This is a genomic window from Trichlorobacter thiogenes, from assembly GCF_900167465.1.
GTDB classification, from domain to species: Bacteria; Desulfobacterota; Desulfuromonadia; order Geobacterales; family Pseudopelobacteraceae; genus Trichlorobacter; species Trichlorobacter thiogenes.
The window spans coordinates 15372-27525 of sequence record NZ_FUWR01000006.1 but is presented as its reverse complement, the minus strand read 5'-3'; the positions used below and the strand labels follow the sequence as shown (position 1 = coordinate 27525).

Sequence of the window (12154 nt, the reverse complement as noted above, 5' to 3'; positions counted from 1 at the left end):
TTGGCCAGAGCGGAAAAAGACTGTTCCTACCTCTTCATCGCTTCATCCATCACCTTGTACGCACAGAACTCACCGCACATGGTACAGGCGCCATGCTCGGAGACCGGTGATTTGGCACGATACTCCCGGGCCCGGTCCGGGTCAAGGGCCAGGGCAAACTGCCCTTCCCAGTCCAGCTTCTTTCTGGCACGGGCCATGGCGTTGTCTTTTTCAATGGCACCGGGCAGGCCTTTGCAGATGTCTGCGGCATGGGCTGCGATGCGGGAGGCGATCACACCTTGGCGGACATCCTCAATCTCCGGCAGGGCCAGGTGTTCTGAGGGGGTAACGTAGCAGAGGAAGTCTGCCCCGGCTGCCCCGGCAATGGCGCCGCCAATGGCGCAGGTGATATGGTCGTAGCCAGGTGCAATGTCGGTCACCAGTGGTCCCAGCACATAAAACGGCGCACCGTGGCAGAGTCGCTTCTGTAGTTGGATATTGGCCTGAATCTGGTTCAACGGCACATGGCCCGGTCCTTCAATCATGACCTGTACGCCAGCGTCCCAGGCCCGTTGGGTCAACTCACCCAGAATGATCAGCTCCTGGATCTGAGCCCGGTCAGTGGCATCGGCCAGACAGCCGGGGCGGAAACCATCCCCCAGTGACAGGGTGGCATCGTACTCCTTGGTAATCTCAAGCAGGCGGTCAAAGTTCTCGTAGAGCGGGTTTTCCTTGTTGTTGTAGGACATCCACTCAATGGTAAAGGAGCCGCCACGGGAGACCACATCCATGATCCGGCCTTCGTTTTTCATCCGCTCAACCGTGGCACGGGTTACGCCGCAGTGTACGGTAATGAAGTCAACCCCGTCATCAAGGTGCTTGATGATCCCTTTGAAGATGTCGTCGGCAGTCATATCCACCAACGCCTTTTTCTTGACCCGCACCGTGTCGGTGGCAGCCTGATAGAGCGGCACTGAGCCGATGCAGGCAGAGGTCTCAGCCACGATGGCGCGGCGGATCTCATCCACCGGGCCGCCGGTGGAGAGGTCCATGATGGCGTCTGCACCATGCTTGACCGCAACACGGGCCTTTTCAAGCTCCTTGGTGATGTCAGTATCATCGGCTGAGGTGCCGATGTTGGCATTCACCTTGGTGCGCAGGCCGGTTCCCACAGCCAGCGGAATGCCATGCTTGTGGGTCTTGTCGTTATGGCTGATGATGATGGTGCCTTTGGCAATGCCGTCACGGATAAACTCCGGGGCAACTCCTTCTGCAGCGGCAGCGGTCTTCATCTTGTCAGTAATAATCCCTTGGCGGGCGGCTTCAAGCTGGGTCATTGGTCTGTTTCCTTTGCAGCAAGGTAGTGGTTGATCGGGCCATGGCCTTTGCCCATCGGACGGGCCAGGCGGATGGCATTGCTAATAAAGTTTTTGGCCAAACGAACTGCTTCTTTAAGCGGTTCGCCCTGGGCCAGATAGGCGGCAATGGCAGAGGCAAAGCTGCAGCCGGTGCCATGGGTGGCGCTGGTAAAGAACCGTTCTGAGGCAAAGCGGTGGATGGTCTGACCGTCAAAGAGGATATCAACGGCATCACCGCCGCTCATATGTCCACCTTTGATCAGGACATTGGCTGCGCCCATGCCGTGTAACTGTCGGGCTGCCTGTTCCATGCTGGCTTCACTGTTGATACGACAGTTTATCAGCCGTTCTGCCTCAGGTATATTGGGGGTCAGCAGGTAGGCATGGGGCAGCAGAGTTTCCTGAAAGATGGAGACAGCATCCAGTTCAAGTAAGGAAGCGCCACCCTTGGCCACCATGACCGGGTCAATTACCACCGGATAATAATGGGTCTGCTCAGTCAGATAATCGGCCAGCAGCGAGATGATGGCCGGGGTGTGCAGCATGCCGGTTTTGATCAGGTCAATCGGCAGGTCAGTCAGCACGGTATCGATCTGATCTCTGACAAAGGACGGGGGGATGCCGTGGATCGACTTGACCCCTTTGGTATTCTGGGCGGTCAGGGCAGTGATGGCGGATGCCCCGTAGCTGCCCAACAGCGTAATCGTTTTCAGGTCGGCCTGGATACCGGCACCGCCACCGGAGTCGCTGCCGGCAATCGTCAGGACACCACCACGGGGATAGGGGGCCAGCCGGTTGAACAGTAGCCGCAGTTCTGTAGCTGCCACCTCTGGTCGGGGAGCTGACAGGACCGAAGAAATGACCGCAACTGCATCAGCACCAGCCTCAATCACCCGGCAGGCATTGGCCGGGCTGATACCACCAATGGCCACAATCGGCAGCTTGACCCGGTCGCGGATGGCAGCCAGCCCTGAGGTACCGGGCATATGGGTGATGCTCTTGCTGTCAGTGGGGTACATGGCGCCAAAACCAAGATAATCAGCACCATCTGCCTCTGCCTTGAGTGCTTCCTCCAGATTATGGGTGGAGACGCCGATGATCTTGTTCGGCCCCAGCAGTTCACGGGCCTGTTGGGGAGCACCATCGTCCTGCCCCAGATGGACACCATCTGCATCCAGATCATGGGCAAGTTTCAGGTCATCATTGACAATAAAGAGAGAGCCGAAGCGGCTGCAAAGCTGCTTCAGGCTGCTACCTTCTTCGAGACAAAACTCGTACGGCTTGTCTTTGACACGATACTGCAGCACCGCTACGCCGCCACGCAGGGCCCGGGCTACCCGTTCAAGCAGGTTGTCCTGCTGATCAGTGATCAGGTAGACTCCGGCAATGGAACGGTCCCGCATGGTTTTGGGGGCTGTTGCCACCAGGCGCAGTGGCAAGGTTTTTTCAGACATTGTGTAGTACCTCGTGGTACGAAAAAGGGCCGCACTGAATACAAATCAGGCGGCCCGAAAAGAGATGCTGGGAACGAGGCCGCTTTCCTCCGCCGGCATTACCCGGTTCAGGTTCAAGGGGTCCGGCAAAGCCGTCTCAGCCTATGCAAGGCTCCCCCAGGGCGACGTCACCATACGATAAAAACAGCAGGTCGTCAACCGCTTCTGTACACAGAGTTTTCAGATTGCCCCCCGGGGCAGGCCGTGGTAAGTAAGTGGCATGTTTGACAGTCGCCCAACCTTTGCAGAGATAGATCTTGGTGCCCTGCGGGAGAACTATGCCGTTGTCCGCGCTTCCGTACCGTCACGCTCAGCCGTGCTGGCAGTGGTCAAGGCCGATGCCTACGGCCATGGCTTTCTTGAGGTAAGTAAAGAGCTTGAACGTCAGGGGGTGGATGCCTTTGGCGTAGCCTTTCTGGCTGAGGCGATCCAGCTGCGTAAAAGTGGCATTGATAAACCAGTGCTGTTGTTGGGTGGGATCTACCCTGGCCAGGAACGCAAGTGTGTCGGATTTGGTATCTCCTCCGCTGTTTTTTCCCTTGAACAACTGAAGGCGCTGGATCTGGCAGCGGGCAAACTCTACCGCAAGGCGTTGGTGCATCTGAAGGTGGATACCGGCATGGGCCGCCTGGGAATCCCCTATGATCAGGTGCCTGCTCTGCTGGATGCCCTCAAGCTGCTGCCCAATATCTATCTGGAAGGGGTGATTTCCCACTTTGCCTCTGCCGATGAACTGGATGAATCGGGCCAGTACTTTACCCGGCTGCAGGGAGAGCGGTTTGGCTGGGCAGTGGAACAGATCCGCAAGGCCGGTTTTTCGCCCCGCTATATCCATATTGCCAACAGTGCCGGGGCGCTGCTGAATGACTATCCCTTCTGCAATCTGGTACGTCCCGGCATCGCACTGTACGGGGCGCTGCCTTCACCTGATTTTCAGGGCAGGCTTTCATTGCGTCCGGTGATGCGCCTGAAGAGCAAGATCGCCATGCTGAAATGGGTTGAACCCTCCACCTCCATCAGCTATGGCCGCCGATTTACGGCTGAACAGCGTACTCTGATTGCCAGCGTGCCGGTGGGCTATGCCGATGGCTATCCTCGCGCCTTGACCAACAAGGGCCAAGTGCTGGTCAGAGGGGAGCGGGCACAGGTTTCCGGTACGGTCTGTATGGATTGGCTGATGCTGGATGTCAGCCATATCCCTGGTGTGGCGGTGGGGGATGACGTCACCCTGATCGGGGAGGACCGGCAGGGAAACACGGTCTTTGCGGAAGAGGTGGCCGGTTGGGCCGGTACCATTCCGTACGAGTTGTTGTGCGGCATCAGTAAGCGGGTGCCACGGGTGTATATTGGAGCAGGAAAGTAGGCTATGACCAACAAGAAGATCAAACTGACGCAAACCGTTAAAGCTGCGGGCTGAGCGGCCAAGCTGGGCCCGGAGGGCCTTGCCACCGCGTTGGCAGGACTTAGACGTCCTGCTGACCCCAGATTGATCGTGGGACCAGAGACGTCCGATGATGGGGGAGTCTATTATCTGACGCCGGAGATCGCGCTGGTGGAGAGTTGCGATGTGATTACGCCGCCTGCTGATGATCCCCGTGCCTTTGGCCGGATTGCTGCTGCCAATGCCCTTTCCGATATCTATGCCATGGGCGGCAAGCCGTTGACCGCCATGAATATCGCTTTTTTTCCAACCTGCAGCCTGCCGCCAGAGGTGCTTGGTGAACTGCTGGCCGGCGGGCAGGATGCCCTGAACGAGGCTGGCTGCTGCCTGGTTGGCGGGCATACGGTTGAAGATGAAGAGTTGAAATATGGCTTGGCAGTGACCGGCATTGTGCATCCTGATCAGGTGCTGCGTAACAGTACCGCCCGGCCCGGTGACCTGCTGCTGCTGACCAAGCCGCTGGGCAGTGGCATCCTGTCCACCGCAGTTAAGGGAGAGATGGCAACCGAGGCGCAGGAGGCAGAGGCGGTACGTTGGATGTCGCTTTTAAACCGTGCTGCTGCCGAGCTGATGTTGCGTCACAATCCTTCAGCCTGCACCGATGTAACCGGTTTTGGCCTGATCGGCCATAGCTGTGAGATGGCCCTGGGGGCAGGGGTTACCTTTCGCTTGCAGCTTGATGCAATCCCTTTGATGGCAGGGGTTGCAGAGCAGATTGCAGACGGCATGGTGCCTGCCGGATGTTATCAGAACCGCAGTTTTTATCTCTCGCAAATTGATGCAGGCAGTTGTGAAGCGGACCGGCTACTGCCGTTGTTTGATCCCCAGACCTCCGGTGGCCTGCTGATCGCCTTAGGCCCTGATGATGCGGCATTGTTTCAGGCTGAGGCCAGCAAAAACAGTATCTTCTGCGTAGCAATCGGTGACGTATTGCCTAAGGCTGCCCTGCCGGTGATCATGAACTAAATTCTCTTGTATTGTATACGCGTTGCAGCTTCAAAAGCACTTGGCAGGCCCCTGTCTCCCATGCTACAAAGCTCACTCCTGACCGTAGATCATTAAGATAATCAAACAACACATACATCGAGGTGTCGTCATGGCCAAAATTACACGGGCGTTGATCAGCGTTTCCGACAAGACCGGTATTGTAGAGTTTTCTAAAACCCTTGCAGGATATGGTGTGGAGATCCTGTCCACTGGCGGGACCGCCAAGCTGCTGCGCGACGCAGGTCTGACGGTGAAGGATGTGTCTGAGTTTACCGGATTTCCTGAGATGCTGGATGGCCGGGTCAAGACCCTGCATCCCAAGGTGCATGGTGGTCTGCTGGGTATCCGTGACAATGCAGAGCACCAGGCCAAGATGAAGGAGCATGGCATAGAGCCGATTGACATGGTGGTGGTAAACCTTTACCCCTTTGAGGCCACCGTGGCCAAGCCTGATTGCACCCTTGAAGATGCCATTGAGAACATTGATATTGGTGGCCCCACCATGCTGCGCTCTGCTGCAAAAAACAATCATGATGTGACCGTGCTGGTTGATGCTGCTGACTATGCCACTGTACTGGAAGAGATGGCTGCCAATAGCGGCTGTGTTTCGGTTAAGACCAATTTTCGTCTGGCCGTGAAGGTGTATCAGCATACCGCAGCATACGATGGTGCTATTTCCAACTGGCTGGGCGCCCGTTTGGGTGAGACCGCTGCTGAATACCCTGAAACCTTTACCCTGCAGGTTAAGAAGGCACAGGATCTGCGTTATGGTGAAAACCCCCACCAGTCAGCCGCCTTCTATGTTGAACGTGGTATTACTGAGCCCTGTGTTTCCAATGCAGTCCAGTTGCAGGGGAAAGAGCTTTCCTTTAACAATATTATCGACCTTGATGCTGCTATAGAAACCGTCAAAGAGTTTACGGATAAACCAGCTGCGGTCATTATCAAGCACACCAACCCTTGTGGTGTGGCCCTGGGTGATTCTCCCATCTCAGCCTATCTCAAGGCCCGTGAGTGTGACCCGGTCTCCGCGTTTGGCGGTATTGTCGGCTTTAACCGTATTGTTGATGCTGCTGCTGCCCGTGAGCTGACCTCAACCTTTCTGGAAGCGGTCATCGCCCCTGGCTATGACGAGGAGGCGCTCGCCATCTTTACGGCCAAGAAAAATGTGCGGGTCATGCAGGTACCGCTGCTGGCCGGGCATCTGCAGACCGGCTATGACCTGAAGCGGGTGGTGGGTGGTCTGCTGCTGCAGGGCCGTGATCTGGGGATGGTGGCTGCCACTGACTGCAAGGTTGTGTCACAACGTCAACCAACCGCACAGGAACTGGCTGCACTTGATTTTGCCTGGCGGGTCTGCAAGCATGTCAAGTCAAACGCCATTGTCTTTACCAATGCTGACCAGACCGTCGGGATTGGCGCCGGTCAGATGTCACGGGTGGATTCATCCAAGATCGCTGTTCAGAAGGCACTGCTGCCGATCAAAGGTACGGTACTGGCTTCCGATGCCTTCTTCCCGTTCCGTGATGGTGTGGATGCCGCTGCCGAGGCAGGGGTGACCGCTATTATCCAGCCGGGCGGTTCAGTACGGGATGAAGAGGTGATTCAGGCAGCCAATGAGCATGGCATGGCGATGGTGTTTACCAATATGCGCCACTTTAGACACTGATTTGCTAAACCTTAACACAGAGACGCAGAGTGGCAGGGATGCAGAGAAAGATAAGATGGTATTTGCTTTCTCTGCTCCTCTGCCTCTCTCTGTTTTACTCTGCGTTATGATTTTGAAAGGTTTTCTCATATGAAAATTCTGGTAATAGGCGGCGGTGGCCGCGAACATGCTTTGGTCTGGAAGATCGCCCAATCGCCGTTGGTAACACAGATTTTCTGTGCCCCTGGTAACCCTGGTACGGCACAATTGGCCACCAACCTGCCGATCAAGGTGGAAGAGATCGATAAGTTGCTGGGCTTTGCCAAATCAGAGGGGATTGATCTGGCAGTGGTGGGGCCAGAACTGCCGTTGTCGCTGGGGATTGTGGATCTGTTCCGTGAGTATGGGGTCAAGATCTTCGGGCCCAGTCGGGCTGCGGCGCGGATTGAGGCCAGCAAGGCCTTTTCCAAGGATCTGATGCATAAGTATAACATCCCCACTGCAGCATACGGTGTCTTCACCGAGATCCCTGCTGCTGAGGCCTTTATCCGCAAGACCGGCGCGCCGATTGTGGTCAAGGCCGATGGTCTGGCTGCCGGTAAAGGGGTGATCATTGCCCAGACCGAGGCTGAGGCGATTGAGGCAGTGCAGGATATGCTCTCTGGCAACGCCTTTGGTGATGCCGGTTCCCGAGTGGTTGTTGAAGAGTTTCTGACCGGTGAAGAGGCTTCCTTCCTGGCCATTACTGATGGAAAGTTTGTCATACCCCTGGCTTCAGCCCAGGACCACAAGGCTATCTTTGACGGTGACCTGGGTCCCAATACCGGTGGTATGGGAGCCTACTCCCCGGCTCCGGTGGTGACGCCAGCGGTACATCAAAAGGCGATGGAGCAGGTGGTGCAGCGGGCGGTTGATGGTATGGCTGCTGAAGGTTGCGCTTATCAGGGAATCGTCTATGCCGGCCTGATGGTTAAGGATGGCGAAGTCAAGACTTTAGAGTTCAATGCTCGTTTTGGTGATCCAGAGTGTCAGCCTCTGTTGATGCGGATGAAGTCTGATCTGGTGCCGCTGCTGCTGGCGGTGGCTGAAGGTGATCTGTCAAAGCATAGCATTGAGTGGCATGATCAGGCCGCGATCTGTGTGGTCATGGCTGCAGAAGGCTACCCTGGTGACTACCCCAAAGGGGATGCTATTACCGGAATTGAGGCAGCGGAACAGCTTGCTGATGTAACGGTTTTCCATGCCGGTACGGTTGAAAAGGATGGTCAGATTCTGACTGCTGGTGGGCGTGTGCTGGGGGTTACTGCCTTGGGGAATACCGTGGCAGCGGCGATTGAGCGGGCCTATCAAGGGGTTGCCAAGATTTCCTGGCGTGGGGTGCAGTTTCGCCGTGATATCGGTAAAAAGGCTCTTGGCCGTATCTGATTGGACGGTTGGTATGTATAATGCTTGACATAACTTCAGGGGCTATGATTTAGTTCCACATCTTTTATACACCATCAAGGAGGTTGTAACGATGAAAAAAGCTATTATCGCAATGTTTGCCGTAGTTGCCTTTGCCGGTGCCGCATTTGCTGCTGACAGCTATGAGTACAAGGGTGGCGCAATGGGTAAGGTTACCTTCCCTCACAAGGCACACATGAAGCTGGGCTGTGCCAAGTGCCATGAAGGCGCTCCCAAGAAGATTGAAATGAACAAGGAAGTAGGCCACAACAAGCTCTGTGTTAAGTGCCACAAAGCTGAGAAAAAGGGTCCCCAAGGCTGCAAGGATTGCCACAAGAAGTAATCTATTCTCACTTAGTGCGATTTAAAAGGGTCAGCGGTTGCTGGCCCTTTTTTAATATATTTGATTTTTGTCAAACCTCTATGTCAAAAACCGCTACCCATTTCTTTTATGTTGCGCTATAACGGTTTATACAATACAGAAATAGTCGTGAATTCAATCTTCCTTATGTTGCCTTTTTAACACGGTTTTAATGGAGCTTTCAGTGAGTACCAATCAGCGTAGTTTCGTGCAACAGATCTGGGATTTCTTTTGTTCACTCAAGCTTACCCTCTTTGTGCTGATTACCTTGGCGATTACCTCAATCATCGGTACGGTTATTCCTCAGTATCCGAATATTGATGAACGCTATTGGGGTACCATTAGTGCAGGTCGCAAGCTACTGTATGAGAGGCTTGGCTTCTTTGATATGTACCACTCGTGGTGGTTTTTAGCACTGCTTGCACTGTTCAGTGTCAACCTGATTTGTTGTTCCATCAAACGTCTGCCCCATGTGTTCAAATTCGTCTCAGAGCCAGCTACAGTACTGTCCGAAACCCAGCAGAAAATTTTCACAAGCAAAGATCTGAAGCTGAGCGGTTCGCTTGAGGACTCGCGGGATAAGCTTGCTGCGTTTCTTTCATCGCATTTTTCATCGCCCACTATTACGCAGGTTGGTAACCAGTATCATCTTTTTGCCCAGAAGAACGCCTGGTGCCGTCTTGGTGTCTATGTTGTTCACTTCAGTATTCTGGTGATCATGGCTGGAACGATCATCGGCAATCTCTGGGGCTACAAGGGGTTCGTTGCCATTGTAGAAGGTGAAACGGTTAACACCATTAAAGCGCGTAATGGCAAGGACATCGCTCTGGGCTTTGAGGTCAAGTGTGACCAGTTTACGGTTTCCTTTTATGATGCTCCTGGCGGTGGTGGCCCAAGTCAGATGCCCAAGGAGTTCAAGAGTATCCTGACCCTGACTGAAAATGGCAAAGAGGTTCCTGGTTACAAGCATGCACGGGTGGTGGTGAACGAACCGCTGAGCTATAAAGGAATTACCTTCTATCAGTCCAGCTATGGCCAGGCCAATGACCCCAGTACCTTCTTCTTTACGGTCAAAAACCGTACAACCGCTAAAACTGAACAGATTGCTCTGCGCCCCGGCAGCCAGACCCGTTTGGCTGATGGACGTTTGATCTCCATTGTTGATCTGACTGACAACCCGGGTGAGGGTACGGCTGCAGTATTGAGTGTGAACGATAAAGGAGCGGAACCAAAGTTTTTCAAGGTATTTAAGAATAATCCCACGCTGGATGAACTGCGAGGGGATAGCTTGATTTTCACCTTTATCGGTACCGATGCCCGGATGTACACTGGTCTGCAGGTCAACAAAGACCCCGGTGTCTGGGTGGTCTGGACCGGCTGTATCATGATGTGCCTTGGTCTCTGCATCGCCTTCTTCATGTCCCATAAGCGGGTCTGGATTGTGATGCAACACGGCTATGCGCGCATCTATGGCAATGCCAGCAAGAATCAGCCGGCATTCATGACTGAGTTTGAGGCATTGTCCGAGGAACTCCAGAAGCAGAATATCTGAGCGGAGGAATAATCATAATGTTGAGTGCAAAACTCTTTAATGCAACCACTATCTTTTATATGGCATCTACTCTGGCCTTTATCGGTTTTCTTGCCAGCCGGAATAAGACGGTAGGGCTTGTCGGCTCAGGTCTGGCCTGGATCGGCTTTGCCGTTCAGACCGCAGCGATCGGTCTGCGCTGGAAAGAGTCCTATGATATCGGACTGGGCCATGCCCCAATGTCTAACCTGTATGAATCAGTTGTCTTCTTTGCCTGGAGCATTGTGCTGATCTTCGGCATTATTGATATCAAGTACAAGTACCGGATCATTGGTGCCTTTGTCATGCCGTTTGCCCTGCTTGGTATGGCTTGGGCCCAGCTCTATCTGCCCACTGATATCAATCCGCTGATGCCTGCCCTGCAGAGCAACTGGCTGCTCTATCACGTTATTACCTGCTTCCTTGGCTATGCTGCCTTTGCTGTGGCCTGCGGTGTCTCGATCATGTATTTGATCAAGGCCAAGAGTGAAGAAAAGGGGAGTGAGTCTGCCGGTGGGCTGATGTCCCAATTTCCGCCAACGAGAGTGCTCGATGATCTGAACTACAAGGCAATCATGGTTGGTTTTCCGCTTCTGACACTGGGGATTATTACCGGTGCTGCCTGGGCTAACTATGCCTGGGGAACCTACTGGAGCTGGGACCCAAAAGAAACCTGGTCGCTGATTGTCTGGTTTGTCTATGCTGCCTTTCTGCATGCCCGTTTTACCAAAGGCTGGGTTGGCAAGCGGGCGGCATGGCTCTCGATCATCGGTTTTGCTGCCACCATTTTCTGCTATCTGGGAGTAAACCTGTTGTTGTCAGGTCTGCATAGCTATGGTAATTTAAGCTAGTTTCTAGTGCTTGATACTGCTTGAAAAAACCGGGTTCACCCGGTTTTTTCTGTTTATGGGGGTGTAGTGCTGACGGTTTCCATCATTATACCGATCAAGCCGGGCCTGGTACCGCAGGCAGCAGACAGGATAGCAGCCCTGGGCTGGCTGTCTGATCACTGCGAACTGCTGGTTGCAGAAGGGACTAACCCCAGTTGTCAGCGTAATCAGGCCGTGCAGCAGGCAACAGGTGACATCATCTATTTTCTGGATGATGATGCACTGGTGGCACCGGATGCCCTGCAGCGGCTTGAACAGCATTTTGGTGATCCTCGGGTAGTGGTTGTTGGAGGTCCATCATGTACTCCGGCAACGGATAGTGTGCTGCAGCAAGGGATTGGTGCGGTACTTGGTTCGTTGTTTGGGGCAGGGGGGGTGCGTAACCGTTACCGGGCTGTTGGAGCGGTCAGGCAAACCACCGAGCGAGAGCTGATCCTCTGTAACCTTGCCATCAGGCGGGCTGACTTTCTGGCAGCTGGGGGCCTGGATGAACGCCTGTATCCCAATGAAGAAAATGAGCTGCTTGATCGTTTAAAGAAGGGTGGCGGCACACTGCTGCACGATCCGGCACTTGCTGTTGAACGGAGCCAACGCGCATCAATCCCTGCATTTATCAGGCAGATGTATCGCTATGGACGTGGGAGGGCGGAACAGACCAGAATAGCCGGTTTCAGCGGCCTGATGCCGTTTGTGCCGCTTGTTTTTTTACTGTACCTGCTGACACTCCCGTTTATGCCGGGGCTACTCTGGTGGGGGCCATTGATGCTGTACCTTATGGTCGTCACTGTCTGCACAGCCCATATTGCAGTAGATAAGCGGTCAATCTGGTTCGTTCTGCTACTCCCGGTTTTGTTTCCTCTCCTGCATATCTCAAACGGTGCAGGGTTACTGGTTGGGTTTCTGCTCCCGCTGAAGCGTCAAACATGCTATAACCAGCCATCGGTAACAGTACGCCGTATGCAGCCGTAACCTATTCTGTGGAGA

10 protein-coding genes and 1 riboswitch are annotated in these 12154 nt (G+C 54.3%); of the genes, 8 read left to right on the top strand and 2 right to left on the bottom strand.

From position 1 onward, the window contains the following. Positions 1-26: 26 nt before the first annotated feature. Both thiC and thiD read right to left on the bottom strand, forming a co-directional pair. Entirely contained in the window at positions 27-1316 is a 1290-nt protein-coding gene (thiC, locus tag B5D39_RS06820; RefSeq protein ID WP_078789718.1) for a phosphomethylpyrimidine synthase ThiC, read from the bottom strand. After that, complete coding sequence (gene thiD / locus B5D39_RS06815; protein WP_078789717.1) at positions 1313-2791, bottom strand: bifunctional hydroxymethylpyrimidine kinase/phosphomethylpyrimidine kinase; 1479 nt, start codon at positions 2789-2791, stop codon at positions 1313-1315. Before thiD ends, thiC begins: the two co-directional genes overlap by 4 nt. 67 nt (positions 2792-2858) lie before the next feature. After that, positions 2859-2959, bottom strand: a riboswitch (TPP riboswitch). Positions 2960-3050: 91 nt separating this feature from the next. Between thiD and alr the strand changes: the two genes are divergently transcribed. The 8 genes from alr to B5D39_RS06775 all read left to right on the top strand — a co-directional run bounded on the left by alr (position 3051) and on the right by B5D39_RS06775 (position 12139). Continuing rightward, on the top strand, positions 3051-4193 hold the full coding sequence (gene alr, locus B5D39_RS06810; protein WP_078789716.1) for an alanine racemase: 1143 nt from the start codon (positions 3051-3053) through the stop codon (positions 4191-4193). A 3-nt stretch (positions 4194-4196) separates the two neighbouring features. After that, positions 4197-5237 carry a selenide, water dikinase SelD gene (selD, locus tag B5D39_RS06805; RefSeq protein ID WP_078789715.1) on the top strand — a complete coding sequence of 347 codons (1041 nt, stop codon included), beginning with the start codon at positions 4197-4199 and terminating at the stop codon, positions 5235-5237. 130 nt (positions 5238-5367) lie between these two features. Next, positions 5368-6927, top strand: a complete 1560-nt coding sequence (purH, locus tag B5D39_RS06800; RefSeq protein WP_078789714.1) for a bifunctional phosphoribosylaminoimidazolecarboxamide formyltransferase/IMP cyclohydrolase — start codon at positions 5368-5370, stop codon at positions 6925-6927. Between the two features lie 129 nt (positions 6928-7056). After that, positions 7057-8331, top strand: coding sequence for a phosphoribosylamine--glycine ligase (purD, locus tag B5D39_RS06795; RefSeq protein WP_078789713.1), 1275 nt, complete (start codon positions 7057-7059; stop codon positions 8329-8331). A gap of 91 nt (positions 8332-8422) precedes the next feature. Then, a complete protein-coding gene (locus B5D39_RS06790) occupies positions 8423-8692 on the top strand; it encodes a cytochrome c3 family protein (RefSeq protein WP_078789712.1) in 270 nt (89 codons plus the stop codon). Between the two features lie 202 nt (positions 8693-8894). After that, positions 8895-10262, top strand: a complete 1368-nt coding sequence (gene resB, locus B5D39_RS06785) for a cytochrome c biogenesis protein ResB (RefSeq protein ID WP_078789711.1) — start codon at positions 8895-8897, stop codon at positions 10260-10262. A 17-nt stretch (positions 10263-10279) separates the two neighbouring features. Beyond that, a complete protein-coding gene (ccsB, locus tag B5D39_RS06780) occupies positions 10280-11131 on the top strand; it encodes a c-type cytochrome biogenesis protein CcsB (RefSeq protein ID WP_078789710.1) in 852 nt (283 codons plus the stop codon). A gap of 66 nt (positions 11132-11197) precedes the next feature. Next, a complete protein-coding gene (locus tag B5D39_RS06775) occupies positions 11198-12139 on the top strand; it encodes a glycosyltransferase family 2 protein (RefSeq protein ID WP_078789709.1) in 942 nt (313 codons plus the stop codon). The last annotated feature ends 15 nt before the right edge of the window (positions 12140-12154 follow it).

Bases quoted from the DNA above. Each gene is read 5' to 3' on its own strand.
- ccsB (WP_078789710.1), top strand. From the start codon at position 10,280: ATGTTGAGTGCAAAACTCTTTAATGCAACCACTATCTTTTATATGGCA.
- purD (WP_078789713.1), top strand. From the start codon at position 7,057: ATGAAAATTCTGGTAATAGGCGGCGGTGGCCGCGAACATGCTTTGGTC.
- purH (WP_078789714.1), top strand. From the start codon at position 5,368: ATGGCCAAAATTACACGGGCGTTGATCAGCGTTTCCGACAAGACCGGT.
- thiC (WP_078789718.1), bottom strand. From the start codon at position 1,316: ATGACCCAGCTTGAAGCCGCCCGCCAAGGGATTATTACTGACAAGATG.
- thiD (WP_078789717.1), bottom strand. From the start codon at position 2,791: ATGTCTGAAAAAACCTTGCCACTGCGCCTGGTGGCAACAGCCCCCAAA.
- B5D39_RS06790 (WP_078789712.1), top strand. From the start codon at position 8,423: ATGAAAAAAGCTATTATCGCAATGTTTGCCGTAGTTGCCTTTGCCGGT.
- alr (WP_078789716.1), top strand. From the start codon at position 3,051: ATGTTTGACAGTCGCCCAACCTTTGCAGAGATAGATCTTGGTGCCCTG.